8 protein-coding genes are annotated in these 20,943 nt (G+C 72.9%); 6 read left to right on the top strand and 2 right to left on the bottom strand.

Features of this window, described 5'->3' with window-relative positions; all coding sequences use genetic code 11:
- Window positions 1–125 precede the first annotated feature (125 nt).
- The 4 genes from BLU79_RS37140 (at window position 126) to BLU79_RS37125 (ending at window position 4,489) form a co-directional block, all read left to right on the top strand.
- Window positions 126–1,682 (top strand): glycoside hydrolase family 32 protein, encoded by a 1,557-nt coding sequence (locus BLU79_RS37140; RefSeq protein WP_093910402.1) that lies wholly within the window; start codon window positions 126–128, stop codon window positions 1,680–1,682.
- 14 nt (window positions 1,683–1,696) lie between these two features.
- Window positions 1,697–2,305 carry an AAA family ATPase gene (locus tag BLU79_RS37135; RefSeq protein WP_093910401.1) on the top strand — a complete coding sequence of 203 codons (609 nt, stop codon included), beginning with the start codon at window positions 1,697–1,699 and terminating at the stop codon, window positions 2,303–2,305.
- 113 nt (window positions 2,306–2,418) lie between these two features.
- Window positions 2,419–3,432 (top strand): WD40 repeat domain-containing protein, encoded by a 1,014-nt coding sequence (locus BLU79_RS37130; protein WP_143052548.1) that lies wholly within the window; start codon window positions 2,419–2,421, stop codon window positions 3,430–3,432.
- A gap of 82 nt (window positions 3,433–3,514) precedes the next feature.
- Window positions 3,515–4,489, top strand: coding sequence for a TauD/TfdA dioxygenase family protein (locus tag BLU79_RS37125; protein ID WP_093910399.1), 975 nt, complete (start codon window positions 3,515–3,517; stop codon window positions 4,487–4,489).
- Window positions 4,490–4,548: 59 nt separating this feature from the next.
- Here the strand turns inward: BLU79_RS37125 and BLU79_RS37120 are convergent, their stop codons facing one another.
- Window positions 4,549–5,427, bottom strand: a complete 879-nt coding sequence (locus tag BLU79_RS37120) for an alpha/beta fold hydrolase (protein ID WP_177001326.1) — start codon at window positions 5,425–5,427, stop codon at window positions 4,549–4,551.
- A gap of 165 nt (window positions 5,428–5,592) precedes the next feature.
- Between BLU79_RS37120 and BLU79_RS37115 the strand changes: the two genes are divergently transcribed.
- Together BLU79_RS37115 and BLU79_RS37110 are read left to right on the top strand one after the other, a co-directional pair.
- On the top strand, window positions 5,593–7,590 hold the full coding sequence (locus BLU79_RS37115; RefSeq protein ID WP_093910397.1) for an AfsR/SARP family transcriptional regulator: 1,998 nt from the start codon (window positions 5,593–5,595) through the stop codon (window positions 7,588–7,590).
- 137 nt (window positions 7,591–7,727) lie between these two features.
- Complete coding sequence (locus tag BLU79_RS37110; protein ID WP_093910396.1) at window positions 7,728–19,940, top strand: hybrid non-ribosomal peptide synthetase/type I polyketide synthase; 12,213 nt, start codon at window positions 7,728–7,730, stop codon at window positions 19,938–19,940.
- Here BLU79_RS37110 and BLU79_RS37105 read toward each other — a convergent pair.
- The gene (locus tag BLU79_RS37105; protein WP_093910395.1) at window positions 19,885–20,922 is read right to left on the bottom strand and encodes an LLM class flavin-dependent oxidoreductase; all 1,038 of its coding nucleotides are present in this window, start codon (window positions 20,920–20,922) and stop codon (window positions 19,885–19,887) included. The two genes, BLU79_RS37110 and BLU79_RS37105, sit on opposite strands and share 56 nt — an antisense overlap.
- Window positions 20,923–20,943: the final 21 nt, after the last annotated feature.

Raw genomic sequence — 20,943 nt, 5'->3', positions numbered from 1 at the left:
CCCTGTCAAGAGTTCCGAACCACTTGACCTTTAACGAGTTAGGTCACAGAGTGCTGGTCCACATGAGCCGCAGTCCTGACGACGCCGTCGGGGAAAGGAGCCGCACCATGCGTGGCGCATCTGGCATGCCCGGAATATCCAGGAGGTCGCTGTTCCTGGCCTCGGCCGTGGGCGCGGCCGGTGCCTTACTGCCGACCGGTCCGAGATCCGCGGTGGCGGCCTCGGGGACGGCCACCGCGTGCGCGGGCAGCTATCGCGCCGAGTACCACTTCACCGTCCCCGACCAGTGGATGAACGACCCGCAGCGGCCGGTGTGGATCGACGGCGAGTACCACTACTACTACCTCTACAACCCCGACTACTCGACGGGCGGCACGGCCGCCGGCACGGCCTGGCGCCTGGCCACCAGCACCGACCTGGTCACCTTCACCGACCGCGGGATCGCGGTGCCGAAGAACACCACTCCCAACGGCGACGTCTGGTCCGGCTCGGCGGTGATCGACACCGACAACACGGCAGGTTTCGGCGCGGGCGCGGTGATCGTCCTCGCCACCATGGCGCCCGACGACGTCACCCAGGCGCAGTACCTGTACTACTCGACCGACGGCGGCCGTACGTTCACCCCTCACGGCACCGGCCCGGTCCTTCCGAACCCCGGTGTACGGGACTTCCGCGACCCCAAGGTGATCCGCGACGAGGAGCGCGGGCGCTGGGTGATGGCGCTCGCCGAGAACGACAAGGTCGGGATGTACCACTCCGACGACCTGAAGTCCTGGACGTACGTCGGCGGTTTCATCAAGGGCGGCATCGGCGTCCTTGAATGCCCGGACCTGTTTCGCATCCGGGCGGCGGACGGCACCTGGAAATGGGTGCTGGGCGTGAGCGCCAACGGGAAGGGATCCGGGCTGCCGAGCACCTACGCCTACTGGACGGGGTCCTTCGACGGCACCACGTTCACACCCGACCTGAACGATCCGCAGTGGCTCGACCACGGCTGGGACTGGTACGCGGCCGTCACCTTCGAGAAGCGCGACGCCGACGGCACCGTCGACCCGGCGGCGCGGTACGCGATCGGCTGGATGAACCACTGGGACTACGCGGGCACCACGCCCACCATCGAGTGCGACGGCTTCAACGGCACCGATTCGATCGTCCGCGAGGTCACGCTGAAGCGGGCCGCGGACGGCACGTACCATCTCGCCTCCCAGCCGGTCGCCGGTCTTGACGCGCATGTCTCCCGCACGGTCGACCTCGGCGACCTGGAGGTCGACGGGAGCCTCATGCTCGACTACACAGGCACCGCGTACGAGGTGTCCACCGACATCACCTGGGACCGACTGGCCGGCGCGGGGCTCCAGTTGCGGCGCTCCTCCGACGGCGGACGCCACATCGACGTCGGGATCTACGGCGACTACGCATTCGTCAACCGCGGATACACCGTGAGCCCCGACAGCACCGGCCGGTGGCAGGAGAGCAGGAGCCCCTTCGACGCGTCCGCGGGCACCGTGCGGCTGCGCATCCTGATCGACCGTACGTCCGTCGAAATGTTCGTGGACGACGGCCGGTACGTGCACTCGACCGAGGTCTTCCCGGACCCGGCCGACACCGGGCTCGCCCTGTTCACGATCGACGGCACGGCGGTGTTCCGGAACACGGTGATACGGGAGTTCACGGTGGGTTGAGTAGGGTCGCCCGCATGCAGGACGTGCGCGTGGTGCTCATCGGGGGAACGTCCCACACCGGCAAGTCGACCGTCGCCCGGGCCGTGGCGGAGCGGCTCGGGTTCGACTGCCGCTCGACGGACAAGCTGGCCCGGCATCCTGGGCGGCCCTGGCGGACGCCCGAGTGGGAGCCGCCGCCCCATGTCGCCGAGCACTACGCCACCCTCGACGTCGACGAACTGATCCGGTCCGTGCTCGACCACTACGGGCGCCTGTGGCCGCGCATCGAGGAACTGATCACCGACCGGGCGAGCGGCGACGGCCCGGGCCTGGTCCTGGAGGGCTCCGCGATGTGGCCCGCCCGCGTGGCCGGAATGACGACCGTTCCCGGCACACGGGCGCTGTGGCTCACGGCGGACGAGGCGGTGCTGCGCGAGCGCATGCGGGCGTCGGCCCGCTACGACGAACTGGCGGACGAGGAGCGGTACTTGGTGCACAAGTTCCTCGCCCGTGCGGAGCGCTTCCAGTCGCTGATGTCGCAGGGCGTGGACGCGCATGGGCTGATTCGCGTCGACACGGGTGAGCGCTCGGTGGGGGAGTTGGTGGAGGCGGTGCTGACGCATGTGGGTGCGGCGGTGCGGTGACGGCAACTGGGCTGTCAGTGTGGGGAGTCAGAGTCCCGGGCATAACTGATGATCGAATGCTGCGTCACTTCTCCGGCCACACCCATGACCGTAGCCACGACACCCTTCCTGTCATGGAGGTGGACGGTGCTCTCGTCTCGGTCGGCGTCGACTACGACGGGAGCCTGTGGACCTGCGACCTCACCGGTGGTGCATGCGCCGAGCGTCCCCTGGAACTCGACGCCGCCGGACCGGAGGACGCCTGGTACTACGAGAACGGCGTGTGGGACGAGGACGACCCCGACGTCGACGACAGGCCGCAGTTCGAAGCGGACGATGTCGTCTCGGTCCTGACGGTGGCGCGTCTGGACGGGCGTCCTGTGGTCGTGACCGGCGGCGGCCGGTTCGATCTGTCGATTCCCGAGGAGGGGGAAACCATCGGAGGGGCGGTGCGGGTCTGGGATCTGCGCACCGGGCGCAAGATCGGCAAGACGCTGACCGGTCATGGTCTGGGCGTCTGCTCGCTCACCACCGTGGTATCCGACCAGGGGCTGATCGCCGTCAGCAGCTGCGAGGAAGGCAGGTTGCTGGCCTGGAATCTGACTCGGGAAGGGGAACAGGTCGCGGAAGTCGAGGGCAGTTACAACGGAGGGATGGGAGCCGGTCTCGTCGACGGCCGACCGGTCGCCGTCACCGGAGGCCACGACGACTTCCTTCAGGCCTGGGACCTCCTCAGCGGGGAACAGATAGGTAAGAACCTCACCGGTATCGAGCCCGTGGTGCGGGCCATCGCGATCACCGAGGTGAACGGCCGGACCGTGGTGGTGGCCGGCGGTGACGCCTGGAACAAGAGCGCGGTGCACATGTGGGACCTCACCACTCAGGAGCCGATCGGAGCACCGATGACCGGCCACACCGACAGCGTCCAGACACTGGGCACCGCGAGGGTCGCGGGCCGCACGATCGCCGTGACCGGCAGCAATGACGGCACCACCCGACTGTGGGATCTGGCCGGCGGCGAGCAGATCGGAGAGCCGCTCACCGGCCACCATCTCCAGATGGTCACCGAAACGGCAGGAACTCCCGTCGCCGTCACCACCTCCGACGACGGCATCAGCATGTGGGACCTGACTGTCTCCGCCCGCTAGTCGCCACACCCGCCGAACCCTGTCACGATCTTCCTGGAACCGGCTCGGACCGGAGCCGGTGCGGACCATCGACGGAGTGCGCATGACGACGGACAGGGCCACCGCGGAGGGGACGGAGCAGGTCGCGGGAATCGAGGCGAAACCGGTCGCCGGGCACATCGGGGCGGAGATCGCGGGCGTCGACCTGGCCGGCGAGCTGGACGACGCTGTGGTCGGCGCGATCCGGGCGGCGGTGCTGCGCTGGAAGGTCGTGTTCTTCCGCGGACAACGGCTGGACCACGCCGGGCATGTGGCGCTCGCGCGCCGGTTCGGCGAAGCGGTCGTCCTGCGCAAGCGGGGGAGCGCCTCTCCGGCGGAGTTTCCCGAGATCGAGACGACCGCCGACCGGCTGGAGCTGGGCGGGAAATTCGGCATGGAGCACGACGAGTGGCTGCGACGGCGCCGCCACACCCTGCTGCGCGGCTGGCACTGCGACCACGGCGCCCGTATCGACCCGCCCGCCGCGACGATCCTGCGCGCCGAGACCGTACCGCCGTACGGCGGCGACACCACCTGGTCGAACCTCGCGGCCGCGTACGCCGGACTCTCCGGCCCGGTGCGGGAGTTCGTGGACGGGCTGCGGGCCGAGCACCGTCTCGGCGTGGGCTACCAGCCCCGGCCCGGCTACGACGCGTACGTCCGGCATCTGTTGGACCATCAGGTCGCCTCGCTGCATCCCCTCGTGCGGGTCCATCCGGAGACGGGGGAGCGGGTCCTCTACGTCAACGGCTACTACGTCGAGCAGATCGCCGACCTCTCGCGGGCCGAGAGCCGGGCGATCCTCGACATGCTGCTGGAGCAGGCCGTGCGGCCGGAGTACACGGTCCGTTTCCGCTGGGAGCCCGGCAGCGTGGCCTTCTGGGACAACCGGGCCACCATCCACCTCGCCCCGAGCGACAACGCCCACCTCGACTTCCCCCGGACCATGCACCGGGTGATGCTCGCCGGTGACGTGCCGGTCGGGGTGGACGGCAAACCGTCGGAACCGGTCACCGGGACCGAACCGGGGCGCTGGTAGGCGCTGATAGACCACGCCGGGCGTCCGGCCGATGACGGCTGCCCCGGACGCCTCGTGGCTCAGCGGGCGAGCAGGTCCCGCAACGCCTTCGCGATGTCGTCCGGCGCCTCCTCGGCCATGAAGTGGCCGAAGTCGACCGTGGTGTGCCGCAGATCCGGTGCCCAGGCGCGCCACAGCGCGGCGGCGTCGAAGCCGAGGGCCGCGCCCCAGTCCTGCTGGAGCACACTGACCGGCATCCGCAGCGTGTTTCCCGCCGCCCGGTCGGCCCGATCGTGCTCGATGTCGACGCCGGCGGAGGCCCGGTAGTCGGCGACGATGGAGGGCACCGCCGCACGGCAGGCCGCCAGGTAGGCGGCGCGGACCTCCGGCGGAACGGCCGCCCGATCGGTCGTCCAGATGTCGAGGAAGTGGCCGAAGAAGGCGTCCGGGGCGGCGCCGATCATGCGCTCGGGCAGGCCCGGCGGCTGGGCCATCAGGTAGAGGTGGAAGCCGACGGCGGCGGTGACGCCGTGCATCACCTCCCACATGTCGAGGGTCGGCAGGACGTCGAGGCACGCCAGATGACTGATCGTGCCGGGATGGTCGAGCGCGGCACGGAAGGCCACCAGGGCGCCCCGGTCGTGTCCGGCCAACGCGAAGCGCTCATGGCCGAGTTCGCGGGCGAGGGCCACGATGTCCGCGGCCATGGTGCGCTTGGCGTAGACGGTGCCGTCGGTCTCCGCCGGCTTGTCGGCGGCGCCGTAGCCGCGCAGGTCCGGGCAGATCACCGTGTGGTCGGCCGCGAGGTCGGCGGCCACATGGCGCCACATCAGATGGGTCTGCGGGAAGCCGTGCAGCAGCACGAGGGGCGGGCCGGAGCCGCCGACCGCCGTGTGCAGGGAGACTCCGTCGGCGACGGGGACCCGGTGATGATCGAAACCGGCGATGACAGGGGCCATGGCTGCGCTCCTTACGGTCATGGCTGCGCTCCTTGGGTGATGCGGAACGATGGGTGGGTGCAGGATGCCTCTTGGAGGATCTTGTTCCTCGATCCTCCTGGGAGCGGATGAGCAGTGGATGAGCAGCGGCGGGGCGACCCACGACAGCGCCGTGCGGCGGACGCTGTGGTACCCGCCTTCGGTGTGCTCGGGCCGGTGACGGCCTGGGACGGGGACGGGAACGCGATCCCTCTGAAGGGGCCGAGGCACCGCTCGGTGCTGGCCCGGCTCATCATCGCTCGAGGACGCGTAGTGCCCGTCTCCCGACTGGTCGACGACCTCTGGACGGACCCGCCTGCCGACGCGGTCGGCGCCGTACGCACCTTCGTCGCCGCGTTGCGCCGCGCCCTCGAACCGGACCGCCCGCCCCGCAGCCCGGCCCGGCTGCTGGTCACCGACGGCCCGGGCTACGCCCTGCGCGCGACGACGGACGCGGTGGACGCCTGGCGCTTCGAGGAGACCGTCGCCGCAGCCCCGGCGCTGCCGCCCAAGGAAGCGGCCGTACGGCTGGAGGAGGCGCTCGGCCGGTGGCGCGGCCCCGTCTACGCGGAGTTCGCCGACCAGCCGTGGGCCCGCGCCGACAGCCGCCGCCTGGCCGAGCTGCGCCTGCACGCCGTGGAGCTGCGGGCCGAGGCACTGATCTCCCTCGGCCAGGCCGACCGGGCGGCCGCCGACCTCCGGGCGCACTCGGCCGAGCACCCCTGGCGGGAGAACGCGTGGCGCCTGCTGGCCCTGGCGCTGTACCGAACCGGCCGGCAGGCCGACGCGCTGGACGTGCTCCGCCGGGCCCGCAGGCTGCTGGCCGAGCAACTGGGAGTCGACCCGGGCCCGGGACTGCGCTCCCTGGAGACGGACATCCTCCGGCAGGCCGACCATCTCGGCCGCGCGGCGGACAACCCCGCCGGCCAGGTCTGGGAGCAGGTCGCCGCCGCCTACGACCGCACCGTCGCGCCCGACGCCCGGGCACGCCTGGAGTCGACCGCCGACCTGCTGCGCAGCCTCGCCGTGACCGGAGGGAGCGGACTGCCGGCCGCCCGCGAGCACCGGGTCGCGGCCGTGGCGGCTGCCGAGGAACTGGGCGACCCCGAACTGACCGCCCGCGTGATCGGCGCCTACGACGTCCCGGCGATCTGGACGCGCCTCGACGACCCGGGACAGGCCGCACAGGTGGTCGCGGTCGCGGAGCGCACCCTCGCCGCCCTGCCCGCCGTGGGCCACGAGGCGGCGAAAGCACGGTTGCTGGCCACGATCGCCCTGGAGTCGCGCGGCACCCCGCTCGCCCGTGGCCCGCAGGCCGCCCGCCTGGCCGAGGAGATCGCCCGCCGGCTGGACGATCCGGTGCTCCTGGCCTTCGCCCTCAACGCGGCCTTCATGCAGTGCTTCAGCCGCACGGGGCTGGCCCCACACCGTGACGAGATCGGCGCCGAACTGGTCGCGCTCTCCACCCGGCACGGCCTGCCCGACTTCGAGATCCTCGGCCACCTCGTCCGGCTCCAGGCCCGCTGCGCCCTCGGGGACTTCACCGCGGCCGACCACCACGCTGCCGTCGCCGACACACTGGCCGCACGGCATGAACGGCCACTGGTGGGCGTGTTCACCGGCTGGTACGCCGTACTGCGACTGGACGCCACCGGCCAGGCCTCGGCGACGGACGTGGAGGCTGCCTACCGGAACGCCGCCGACCTGCTGCACGACGCGGGCATGCCGGGCGTCGCCGACGGCCTGCTGCCGCTCGCGCTGCTGTGCCTGCGTCTGCGGCACGCCCTGCCGCTCCGCTTCGACGAGTTCGACGCGTTCGACGCCTCCGACGACTTCCACGACTCCGACAAGGACACCGTCTGGGGGCCGTACGCTCCCTGGGCACGCCCCTTGCTCCTCCTCGACCGGGGGCACCGCCAGGAGGCCGCCGAGGCCCTCCACGCGACTCCCGAGCCGCCCCGCGACCTCCTCCAGGAGGCACTGTGGTGCCTCACCGGGCGAGCGGCACGGGCGCTCGGCGACCGGCGGACCATGGCACGCGCCCACGCGGCCCTCACCCCGGCGGCGAACGAACTTGCCGGTGCCGGCAGTGGCCTGCTCACCCTGGGCCCGGTCTCGGCGCACCTGACCGATCTGGCCGTATGACTGCTCGGGTTCGCCGGTGAACCGTTCGACGATACTCGTCGTCGTACAGGTGAATGATCATCAATGCTCCTGCCCGGTGCCGGACTCCGGGAGGGCGCGTACGAGGGCCTGACCCCGTGCGATGAGGAAGGAAGCGCATGCCGACTCCCGGGCGCCGCACGGCCACCACGCTCCTCGACCTACTGCTGCGCGCGGCGGCAAAGGCCCCCGGTCAGGTCGTCGTCCATGTCCGCGGTGACGGAAGCGAACGCGCCGTCACCTTCGCCGAACTCCACGACGACGCCCTGCGCGTGGCAGGGGGTCTGCGCGCGGCGGGACTCGAACCCGGCACGCCCGTACCGCTGCTCGCGGAGCTCGGTGAGGACTTCCAGCCGATGTTCTGGGGCGCGCTGGCGGCGGGACTCGTACCCGTGCCGCTCGCCCCCGAGGCGCGTCGGGTCGGACCGGTGTGGGAGTTCCTCGGCAGGCCCGCCGTGCTGGTCGACGACGCCTCCGAGGCCGTGCTCGCCGAGATCCCCGGCCCGGTACGCGCCCTGGGCCTGGCCGCGCTGCGCGAGGCCGACCCGCTGCGCTCGCTGCCCCGGCGGGACCCCCGGGACATCGCCTTCCTGCAGTTCTCCTCCGGCAGCACCGGCGCCCCGAAGGGCGTGGAACTCACCCATGAGGCCGTGCTCGCGAACCTCCGGCAGATCCGCGCCGCCATGGCGATCACCTCGGACGACGTGGTGGCGACCTGGATGCCGTACTTCCACGACATGGGCCTGATAGGCACCCATCTCGTCCCCATGGCGGCTCGTCTGAAGCAGGTGCGCCTCGAACCGCTGACCTTCGCCAAGCGCCCGGCCCGCTGGCTCGAAGCGGTGACACGGCACAGGGCGACCCTGCTGTCGGCGGCGAACTTCGCGCTGGCGCTGGCGGTACGGCGGGTGCCGGCCAGCACCTGGGCAGGGCTGGACCTGAGCTGCGTACGGCTGATGCTCGTGGGCGCCGAGCCGATCGCCCCGCGGGTGTGGCGGGAGTTCACCGCCAAGGCCGGCCCGGCAGGGCTGGACGCCGCGGCCATGCTGCCCGTGTACGGGCTGGCCGAGGCCACCCTCGCCGTGACCGTGCCCCCGCTCGGGGAGATCGCCGCACCGCTGACGCTGGACCGGACGGCGCTGAGCCGTGGCCGGGCCGTTCCCGCCGGACCCGGACCGGACGCCGTCGAACTGATGGATGTGGGCCGCCCCGTGGCGGACTGCGAGCTCCGCGTCACCGACGACTCCGGTGAGCCGCTCGGCGACCGGGGCATCGGTCACATCGAGGTACGCGGTCCTCAGGTGGCCCGCGGCTACCACCGAAGCCCCGAGGCGAGTGCCGCCGCGTTCGCCGGCGGCTGGCTGCGCACCGGCGACCTCGGCTTCCTGGACCAGGGCCGGCTGTGTGTCACCGGCCGGCACAAGGACGTCGTCTTCGTCGGCGGCCGTACCTTCCACGCACCCGACGTCGAGGAGACCGCCGCCGCCACGCCGGGACTGCCCGCGGGGACGGTGGCGGCGATCGGGTCCACCGATCCGGACACCGGGGGCGACCGTGTCGTGGTGTTCGCGCAGTGGGCGCGACCCGCGCTCGCCACGGTCCTGCCCGTGCTCGACGCCGTGGCGGCCCGGGTCCGGGAGGCGCTCGGCCACGACGACGTACGGGTGCTGCCCCTGCCGCCCGGCGCGTTCCCCCGCACGACGAGCGGCAAGCTGCGGCGCGGGGAGATGCGCGTGCGGTTCGAGGCGGGCGCGTACGCGGCGATCGAGGAGGGGCTGACCGCGGCGGCCGAGCAGCGGCCGTCGGCGGAGGTGGCGGAGGTACAGGAACGGCCGCCTGCGGCGCGGGCCGAGGCTGAGCCTGTCCGACGCGAGGCCGAGGCGGCCCGGGCGGAGGAGTACCGTCCGCATGGGCCCGCGCCGCGTTCGCGGCACGACGTCGAGGAAGTCGTCCGGGGGATCTGGGCACGGACCCTGGACCTCGCACCGGCGGACATCGACCGTGACGACCGGTTCTTCGCACTTGGGGGCTCCTCGCTGAAGGCGATGGCGGTGCTCGCCGGGATCGAGGACGCCTTCTCCGTCACGGCGGACCCACGAGTGCTGCGCGACCACGACACGGTGGCCGCGCTCGCCGGGCATGTGCTGGCCCAACTGGACAGCTCTCACAAGGGAGTTGCGGTGGTGTCCGGATCCGCAGGCGGGGTGACGGACACGGCTGCCGAGCGCGCGTCGGTGTCGTCCGGCGAGAACGCCAGGACACAGCCGGTGGCGGTGCTCGGTATGGCGTGCCGGTTCCCCGGTGCTGCGACGCCCGAGGCGTTCTGGGAGCTGCTCGTCGAGGGGCGTGACACGGTGACAGCCGTACCTGCCGGCCGCTGGGAGAGTGCACCGGGCGCCGCCGCCGGCCTCTTCGGGTCCTTCCTCCCGGATCCCGCGGACTTCGACGCCGCCTTCTTCGGCCTGGACGACGAGGAGGCCCGCGCGACCGACCCGCAGGCGCGGATCTTCCTGGAACTGGCCCATGAGGCCCTGGAGCGCGCCGGGTACGCGGGGCCACGGCGGACCGGCCGCAGGATCGGCGTGTTCGCCGCCGTGAGCGACAGCGGATACCGGGAGATCCTGGCCGACGCCACGGACGGCGACCTGGCCGCCCACCCCGGCGCGCTCACCGGCAACCTCCCCAACCTGATCGCCGCCCGCCTCTCCCAGGCGCTCGACCTCGACGGCCCCGCCCTCGCGGTCGACACCGCCTGCTCCTCCGCGCTCGTGGCGCTCCACCTGGCGCGCCGCAGCCTCCAGAGCGGCGAATGCGACGTCGCCGTGGTCGGCGGCGTCCAACTCGCCCTCACCCCCACCGGACACAGGCTGCTCGCCCGCGCGGGCGCGCTCTCCCCGACGGGCAACGGCCGCCCCTTCGGCGCCGCCGCCGACGGCATCGTGCCCGGGGAAGGCGGAGCGGCCCTCGTCCTCGCCCGCCTGGACGACGCGCGGCGGGACGGCGATCCGGTACTCGCCCTGGTGCGCGGCACAGCGGTCAACAACGACGGCCGGTCCCTCAGCCTGCTCGCGCCCAACCCGCGCACCCAGCGCGAGGTCATCACCCAGGCGTACGGCGACTGCGGCATCGACCCCGACGCGGTGTCGTACGTCGAGGCCCACGGGACCGGCACCCCGGTGGGCGACCCGACCGAGGCGCGGTCACTCGGGCACGCCTTCCCGCCCCGTACCGACGGGCTCCCACGCCTGCTCGGCTCGGTCAAGGCGAACCTCGGACACCTGCTCAACGCCGCCGGCATGCCGGGCCTGGTCAAGACGGTCCTGGCACTCCAGCACCGGCACATCCCGCCCTCCCCGAACACGGCCGCGCCCGCGCCCTACCTGGAACGCGTCGCGCCCGGCTTCGAACTCGCCACCGAGCAGCGGGAATGGAGCGCCCCCGGACCCTTGATCGCGGGCGTCAACGCCTTCGGCTTCGGCGGCACCAACGCGCACGCCGTACTGGAGGAGGCGCCCGTATCGACAACCTCCCCGACGGCCGCTGCCGACGGCCCGCACCTGCTCACACTGTCCGCCCACACCCCCGACGCCCTGCGCACAGCCGTCGCCGACCTGGCCGCGCATGCGCGCACGCACCCGGACCTGCCCGACGCGGACCTCTGCGCCGCCGTCAACACCGCCCGCGACGACCGGACCCACCGTCTCGCCGTGGTCGCCGAAGGTGACCTCGCAGACCGCCTCCAGGCCGCCTGCACGACGGACTTCACGGTCGCCCGCTCCCGTCCGAGGACGGTGTTCCTGATGCCGGGACAGGGAGCACAGAGGCCCAGCCAGGGTCGGGATCTGTACCGGTCGGCCCCGGTGTTCCGTGACGTCATCGACGAGGCTTCGTCGCTGACGGGCCCGGTACTCGGGCGCTCGCTCGCCGAGTGGTGCCTGGATCCCCGTACGGACCCCGGGGAGTTGGCCAGGACGGAGGTGGCCCAGCCGCTGCTCGTCGCGTTCGGGGTCGGTCTGGCCCGGCAGTTGGGGGAGTGGGGCCTGGCCGCGGACGCGGTCGCCGGACACAGCGTGGGCGAGATCGCCGCCGCGTGTGTCGGCGGTGCGCTGAGCCTCGCCGAGGCGGTGGGGTTTGCGGCGGAGCGTGGGCGCCTGGTGGGTGAACTGGCCCTGCCCGGAGCCATGGCCGCCGTCCGAGGTGACGAGGATGCCGTCGCCGAGCTCGTCTCCGCGTCCGGCGGCTCGCTGAGCGTGGCCGCTGTCAACGGGCCCGCGCAGGTGGTGATCTCGGGAGCGGAGGATGCCGTCGACCGTGCCGTCACGGAGCTGACACGACGTGGAGTGGCCACACGCAGGCTCCGCGTCTCCCACGCCTTCCACTCCCCGCTGCTGGAGCCGGTCCTCGACCCGCTGGCGGACGCCGCGAAGGCGCTCACGGTCAAACCGGCTGCCGTACCGATGCTGAGCACGGTCACCGGCGAGTGGGGCCCCGGTCTCACGCCCGCCTACTGGCAGGAGCACGCGGTCCAGCCGGTGCGGTTCGGCGCTGCTGTGGCGCGGCTGCTGGACGAGGGCTACGACCATTTCGTCGAACTCGGCCCGGGGGACACCCTGGGCGGGGCGGTCCGTGCGGTCGCCCGCGCGCATGGTGCCCCGGACGTGACGGTGCTGACGGCGGGACCTGCCCCGTCCTCGGGCCGTGACGCCGATTCCGGCGGAGCGCGGGCGCTGTTGGAGACGGTGGGGCAGCTGTGGGCCCATGGTGCGGCCGTGGACCGGCCGGCCGGGCGTCCCAGGGTGCCGGTGCCGACGTATCCCTTCCAGCGCACCCGCTACTGGCCGCACCGGCCCGGCGCGGGAACCGTGGTGCGGTACCTCGACTGGAGGGACGCGCCGATCACCTCGGCGGCGGTGCCGCGCGTGGTACGGCTGATCGGCGCGGACCAGGCGCTCGGCCGGGCCCTCGCCGAGCGGCTCGACAGCCGTGGGGTGACGGTCCTGGGGGAGGACGGTGCGGACGAGTCGGTCTCCGCTTCGGCGGACACCGTGGTGTGGCTGGCGGGCGCGGCGGAGAGTACCGGAGACGGACGCCACCCGGCCACGGACATCGACCTCGACCTCGACCTGAGCGTGGCCATTCCCGCACTACGCCCCGTACTCGACCTGCTCGCCACCGACTGCGCCCGCCTGCTGGTGGTCACCGAGGACGCGTACCTCACCGGCGCCTCGACGGAACGGGCGCGCCCGACACAGGCACTTCCGCACGGCTTCACGCTGGCGCTCCCGGAGGAGCACCCAGGGCTCGCCGCCCGCAGCGTCGACCTGTCCTCCCGTGACACGCTCGACGCCAGGGCCGACGCCCTGGTGCGGGAGCTGTCGTCGGCCTATGAGCCGGGAGCCGAGGGCGCGTTCGCGTGGCGCTGCGGTCGCAGGCTGAGCCGTACGCCGGTCGACCTGCCGGACCTTCCGGCGGCGCTCACCGCCCTGCCGCCGAACGGCACGTACCTGATCACCGGCGGAGCCGGCGGGCTCGGTTCCGCACTCGCGCGCGACCTCGCAAGCGGCGGCGCCCGCGAACTGATCCTGACCGGCCGCTCCGAGACCGCTCCCGACGAGCTGCTCACCGAACTCCGCGCCCAGGGCGCCCGGGCCCGGTACCGGGCGGCCGACGTGGCCGACGCAGCCGCCGTCGACGCCCTGTTCGCCGCACTGCCCCCGCTGGACGGGGTGTTCCACGCCGCCGGTACGGTCCGGCCCGGCACCCTCCGCGCCAAGACCGACGGCGAGATCGAGCAGGTGATGGCCGCGAAGGTGCGGGGCACGGTGCTGCTCGCCGAGGCGCTGCGGCGGTACGGCCAGAACCCTACGGTGTGCGTCGCCTTCTCCTCCCTCTCCTCGGTACTGCCCGGCCTGGCGGGCGCGCTCGGCGACTACGCGGCGGCCAACGCCTTCCTCGACGCCTTCGCCGCCAACGAACGGGCCGCGGGTCGACCCTGGCAGGCGATCGGGTTCGGGCCCGTCGCCGACGCGGGACTGGCCGCCGGAACACCGGTCCGACAGCGGCTGCACACCCGCGGATTGACCCCCATGACCACGCGGGCCGCGATCGACGCGCTCCACACGGCCGTCGCCATCGACGCCGCGCACCTGCTGGTGACACCCTCGGAGCCGCCCGCGCCGACCGTCACCGTGGACCGTCCGAAGGACGGCATACACGAGAGCGCGCCTCCCGCGCCCCGCACCTCGCCAGTAGGCGACGCCCGCGCAGTGGTCGACCCGGTCCGCGCCGCGGATCTGGTACGGCGACTGCTGGCCGAGGCACTGCACCGCGCCCCCGAGGACATCGGCGACGACGAGCAGTTCCTCGGCCTCGGGCTCGACTCCCTGACCGCAGTGGACCTCGCACGCCGCCTGGAGACGGAACTCGGGTCGCCGCTGCCCGCCACGCTGCTCTTCGAGTACCGCACGATCGGCGAACTGGCCACGTACCTCAGCGGACAGCGACCAACTCCCGCCCCCACCCCGGCAGTTGCCAGCCGTGTCGAGGAGACCACCCCGCGCTCCCTCACCCCGCTCCAACGCGCCTTCCTCACCACGGAGGCCTTGTACGAGGGCGTCACCGCCTACGGCTACATACGCCAGACCGTCCGAGGCCCCCTCGACCCCGACCTCCTCGGCCGGGCACTGGCCCACCTCGCGGCACGCCACCCGATGCTGCGCCTGCGCATCACCGCGGACACCGTGGACGCAACAGACACCACGCACGGCACACCGCCCCGCCTGTACACCGCCCCGGCCGACCCCACCGACCGCGCCCCACACTGGTACGAGGTGCACGAACCGCACGACACGGCGCCACCCGTCCCCGACCTCGAACAGCGGCTGTACAACCGCCCGTTCGACCTGACCGTCGAGGCCCCGGTGCGCGCCGCGCTGGTCCGCGACCACCTGGACGCCCATCTCGCCCACCTCCTCCTGGTCGTCCATCACAGCGCCGCGGACGGCTACAGCCTCAAGGTCCTGTGCGAGGAGCTCTGGTCGCTCTACACGGCCCTCGCCCACGGCCGCAGCCCTCTTGAACTCCCCGCCCCACGCGCAGAGTTCGCCGACTACGCGGACCGGGTCACCGCCGAACGCCGATCGCCCGACTTCACCCGGGACCGGCAGTACTGGCGTAGCCGCATCGCCGAGCACACCGCGGCGGCCACGGCACCGGCACTGCCGTACGACGGCGACCCGGACGCACTCCCGGAGCCGCCGCTCACCCATCACCAGACGGCCGTCGACGCGACGCTCACGGCGGCGCTGCGGGAGCTGGCCGCCCGCCACGAGGTCTCCCTCTTCCATCTCCTCCTCGCGGTGTACGGCCGCTGCCTGGCCCGGTGGAGCGGACAGCGGGCCGTCGCCGTGAACGTGGCGCGGGCCCGCCGCGAGGCGTCCCTGCCCGGGATCGACCGCCTCGTGGGCCCGCTCGCCGACACCCTGCCGATGTTCGCCGACGTCGACCTCGACGAGCCCGTGACCGCTCTGGCCCGGCGGGTGCAGCGGATCTGGCACGAGGCGGAGTCCCACGCCACGCTCGGCAGCCCCGACATCGCCGCGCTGCTGCCCGCCACCGGCCCCGCCCCGCGCACGGTCGCCCCGGCCGGGTTCAGCTTCGCCCGCTTCCCTGTGAGCCACGGCAGCGACTGGCCGGTCACCGTGAGCCCGACCGCGGCGGCCACCGCCTCCGCCGCGACCAGGCTCGGACTGCTGTGCTGGGAGTCCGACACGGCCCTGCGCCTGTCCTGGAACCACCCCGCCCACCTCTTCCGACGCGAGACAGTGGAGCGTCTCGCCGCCGACTACCTGGGCGAACTGCGCGCCGCGACAGGACAGCCGTCGGCGGCATCGAGCACGCCCCCCGTCCTGTCGTCTCCCGGTTCCCGGAGTCTCGGCGACGCCGGGATCGCGGACCGCCTCCGCGCCCAGTTCCGTGCGACGCCGGCAGCCGTGGCCGTCAACACCGCTAGTACGACGCTCACTTACGCCGAACTCGACCGCGCCTCCGCCGCTCTCGCCGCCCGGCTGCGGTCGAACGGCGTACGCCCCGGCGACCTGGTCGGCCTGCTCACCGAACCGGGCGCGGACACCGTCGTCGGCGTAATCGGCATCCTCCGCTCGGGCGCAGGTTGGGTGCCTCTGGACGCCGGACACCCCGTCGCCCGGCTGCGGGACCAGACGCACCGCACCGGCGTCGGCGTGGTGGTGTGTCACACGGCGACGCGCGCGGCCACCGCCGCACTGCCCGACATCACCCCGGTCGCCGCCGACGACCCGTCACCGGTCCCGGCTTCCGCGCACCCGCTGCCGCCCGCCGACCCGGACGCCATCGCCTACGTCATCTTCACCTCGGGTTCCACCGGCCGCCCCAAGGGCGTCCCGATCACCCACCGGTCCATGCTCACGTACCTCGACTGGTCCCTGGCCACCTTCGGCTACGGCCCCGGTGACCATCTCGCACAGACGGCATCCGTCTGTTTCGACGCCTCCGTACGCCAGTTGCTGGCACCGCTGCTGGTCGGCGCCACCGTCCACACCCTCACCCGGGACCTCGTCCGCGACCCCGAAGCCCTGCTGGACCGGATCGTCAACGACCGCATCACGGTGTGGAGTTCGGTGCCGACTCTCTGGGAACGACTGCTGACCGCCGCCGAGTCCAGGGCGGGACAGGACGGCACACCCCCGGACCTGTCGGCACTGCGCTGGGTCCACGTCGGCGGCGAGGCACTTCCCGCCGCCCACGTACGCCGCTGGTTCGACCTGCTCGACACCTGCGGGGGAGCGGAGCACCGGGTCGCCAACCTGTACGGGCCCACCGAGGCCACCATCAACGCGACCTGCCACATCATCGACACCCGGCCGGCCGATGACGTCCGGCAACTGCCCATCGGCCGGCCGGTGGCCGGGACCGAACTGGCCGTCGTCACGGAGACCGGCCGTCCGTGCGTGCCCGGCGAGGCCGGTGAACTGCTCATCGCCGGAACAGGGCTGACCCCCGGATACCTCGGCGAGCCGCACCTCACCGCGGAGGCCTTCGTCGAACGCGACGGTCGCCGCTGGTACCGCAGCGGCGACCGGGTCCGCCGAACCGGGGACGGCGCACTGGAGTTCCTCGGCCGCCTCGACGACCAGGTCAAGGTCCGCGGCCACCGCGTGGAACTCGGCGAGGTCGAGGCCGCCCTGCTCACGCACCCGGACGTCTCTCGGGCCGCCGTGCTGCTCGCCGACGGACGGCTGATGGCGTACGTGGAACCCAGGCCTGGTTCGGGGGAGCCGGACGCACGCGAGCTGCGCGCCTTCCTGGCCGGATCGTTGCCGCCGTACATGCTGCCCGGACGCATCCGCTCGATCCCCGCGATGCCCCTGACCGGAACCGGCAAGATCGACCGCAACTTGCTGGCCCGCGAAGGTGAGGGATCCAGCGCGGCGGATGCCGCCGTCGTTGAAGGTGATCAGGACGGGAGCGACCGTACGCACGAGTCCGTGCCGTCCGGGCCCGGCACGCCTCCCGCCACCCCGACCGAGCTCACCCTGGCACGCATCTGGTCGGTCCTGCTGGACGTCCCGGACGTCACTCGCGAGGACGACTTCTTCGCCCTCGGCGGCGACTCCATCATGGTGCTGGAGCTCTTCGCCCGACTGCGCAAGGAACTGCCGGCCGTCCCCCGGCCGACCACCGTCTACACCCACCGCACGCTGAGCGCACTCGCGGCGGCTCTCGACACCGCCGCCACTGGCTCGTCGGCCGCGCCGCCCCCGGACTCCGGCTCTGCGCAGTGGGCGAGTCCCTACCCCCTCACACCGTCCCAGCGAGGATTCCTGCTCGCCGAGACCATCAACCCCGGTGCGGGCTCCGGCTGGCTCGCCCGGTTCCGGCTGAACGGGCCGCTGCGCCAGGACGTCTTCCAGCGCGCCGTCGATGTTCTTGTCGCCCGGCATCCCATGCTGCGCACCGTCTTCCCCGCAGGCACCCGTCCGCCCGTGCAGCAGGAGCTGCCGGACTCGTTGCGCCTGCCCGTGGAGGTGGAGGCCCTCGCGGACCCCGATCTGCTGGAGGAGCGGATCGCCGAGGAGGCACGGCGCCGACTCGAGCCCTGGGCCTGGCCGTTGCTGCGTCTACGCCTGTTCGGTGTGGCCCCCGCCGAGCATGTGCTCGTCGTCCACGCACACCACCTCATCGGCGACGGCTACAGCGCCGCCCTGCTCGCCAGGGAACTGCTCACCGTGTATGACCGACTCGACCGCGGCCTCCCGCACGGCCTGCCGCAGCTCGACGGCTCCTTCCGCGAGCACATCGCCCTGTCCGCCGTACGCCCACAGACACGTGGAGCCGAGGCCGAGGACTACCGCGCACGCCTGCGGGCGCCCTACACGCCCCCCGCCCTGCGTCGGCCGACCCCCGAGGACGCCGATGCGCAACCGGCCTTCCACACCACGGGATTCACCCTGGACGCCGCCACGACCGGGGCGCTGCGAGAACTCGCCCGAGCGGCGCACCGCACCCTGTACGCCCCGCTGCTCACCGCGTACTACCGTGCCCTCGCCGACCTCACCGGACAGCGCGACCTCGTGCTCGGGCTCGCCGTCACCGGGCGTGAGGAGTCCACGGTGGACGCGCACCGGATGTTCGGCCCGTTCGCGGAGGCGGTGGCACTGCGCCCGGCCCGACGCGGCGGCCAGGGCAGTCGCCAACTGCCCCTGTTCGAGGATGACTTGCGGCACATCGCCGACGAGACCTACCTGGCCCGGGCGGAAGGCCCGGGCGGCGAACTCCGCACGGCAGCGGGATTGCCGCACCACGCCCAGTTCTTCTTCACCTTCCTCGACTTCACGTCCCTCGGCTCCGAGGCCGTGGGCGGTCTGACGCTGCACGCGGACGAGTCCGACACCGCCCTCGCCCCGCCGCCGGTGGGCACCGACGTGTTCCTGGCCGTGCGGCCGGTGGCGGACGGCGCGGGCCTGCGCGTCACCGTGCGGGCCTCGGCGGCGGCCCTCACGTCCCGCGAAGTCGCCGGGTTCGCCGAGGAGATGCGGAGGCAGCTGCGGGACGCGCTGGGCGACGCCGACCCTGCGCCTGCCCGCGGCAGCGGCCACCGCCGGCGTCCTCACCTCGACGCCGCGCTCGTCGGATACCTGCCCGCACCGCACCACCTCGCCGCCCTCGCCGGACTGCCCTCCGAGAGTCCTGGTCTCGGCCGCGAGGAGATCAGGGCACTCCTCTTCCCGGAGGGCCGCGCCCGGCTGCTGGAGGAGACCGGGACCCCGCTCGGGAACTCCGGCTTCGTCGCCCTCCCGCTCTTCGCCGACGAACTCGCCCCGGGCGGCGACCTCGCGGCCCGCACCGCCCGAGCCGTGGAGCACGCCGCCTCCCTCGGCGCCCGCTGCGTCTCGCTCGCGGGCATGATCCCGTCCCACACCGGCTACGGCTACGACGTCCTGCGGGAGACCACGACGAGCGCGGCGATCACCACCGGCCACGCCTCGACGACCGTCGCCGTGGCCAAGACCGTCCACGCCGCGCTCTCGGCGACCGGCCGCCGCCTCGACACCCTTTCCCTCGCCGTCGTCGGGTGCGGCTCGATCGGCACCTCGTCCCTACGACTGCTGCTGGCGACGGCACCCCACCCGCCGGCCCGGCTGGTGCTGTGCGACCTGCCGGGGAGCACGGCGCGACTCCAACGGCTGGCGGCAGACCTGTCGTCCGGGCACCCGGCGATGCCGGTCCGGGTCGCCGAGTCGGGGCGGACCCTGCCGGCGGCGGTCTACGAGGCCGACGTGATCGTCACCGCGGTGAGCGGCGCGACGGCACTCCTGGACGTCGACCGGCTCCGGCCCGGCACGATCGTCGTGGACGACTCCTTCCCGCACTGCTTCGACACCGCGCGGGCGCTGGACCGTATGAGCCGTGACCAGGACGTCCTGGTCGTCGGAGGCGGTCTGCTGGGCCTGGACTCCACTCGGACGCGGCTCAGTGACGACCTGCCGGGCCCGGCGAGCGCGGGCTTCGCCCTGCGGTACGGGATTCCGGGCACCTTGGCTTCGTGCCGACTGGAGTCGCTGCTCCATGCCCATCTCACGGACTCCGGGCGACCCCCGAGCGACCTGCCCCTGATCCACGGCCTGGTCGACCTGCCCCGGGCCCTCGCCCACTGGGACGCGGCCGAGGCCGCCGGAGTCCGGCCCGCCCCGCTGCACCTGCTCGACCGCGTCCTCGCCGAGGGCGACGAGCTCTCCCTCAGACTTCCGAACGCCAACCCAGCGCCGGACCCAGACGGGTCGCGATGTCCGTGAGGATCTGCACATAGTCCTCGTGCTCGAAGGCGAAGGGCAGCGCGAACGCCACCTCGTCCACCTCGCGGAACGCGGCGTGGGCATGGAGGCGTTCGGCGATCTCCTCCGCGGTGCCGACGAGGTCCGGCGCGAACAGCAGCCGGGCCGGACCCTGCGGTGACGTGGTGCGCGGGGTGCGCTTGGCGACGTACTCCTCGTACCTCGCGCGCTGCTCCGGCGTGGCGGAGTCGGTGGGGATGACGACGAGGCCCTGGGAGACGCGGGCGTTCTCGCCGTCGGGGTGGTGGGCGCGGAAGGCGCGGATGTGCGAGAGCTGGATCTCCGCGAAGTCCGGGGACCCCTCCGTGTCCTCGGGCCCTTCCGCCTTGACGACGCTGCTGGTCAGGAAGTTCATCCCGTGCTCGCCGGCCCATTGCGCCGAACGCAGGCTGCCGCCGCCGTACCACAGACGGCTGCCCAGCCCCGGGGAATGCGGCTGCACCCGGTCGGAGAACACCTCAAAGCCCTCCATCCCACTGAAGTCCGTGACCGGCTTGCCCCGCACGAAGTCCAGCAGCCGCCGCACCCGCTCGTACCCGAAGTCCTCGGCATCAGCCGTGTCGGGGTACAGGGCCTCCTGGACGCGGTCGTAGTGCATCGGCGGGCCGACGCTGACGCCCGGGTTGATGCGGCCGCCCGACAGGATGTCGACCGTCGCCAGGTCCTCGGCCAGCCGCAGCGGGTTCTCCCAGCCGAGCGGGATGACCGCGGTGCCCAGCTCGATGCGGCGGGTGCGCTGGGACGCCGCCGCGAGGACGGCGACGGGGGAGGAGATGCCGTACTGGAGATGACGGTGGCGGAGCCACGCGCTGTCGAAGCCGAGCCGCTCGCCCAGCTCGATGATCTCCAGCGTGGACTCGTGCCCCCGCCGTGGATCCGCCTCGTCGAACAGCCCGATCGTGAGGAAGCCGAGCTTGCGCAACGGTCGTGAGGTCGGCGGCACGAGCCCTCCATCGTTCATGGA

This window comes from Streptomyces sp. cf386 (assembly GCF_900103585.1).
In the GTDB taxonomy this organism is placed as follows: domain Bacteria; phylum Actinomycetota; class Actinomycetes; order Streptomycetales; family Streptomycetaceae; genus Streptomyces.
Note: the sequence above shows the minus strand (reverse complement) of the source record. Positions and strands in the feature narration are given on the sequence as shown.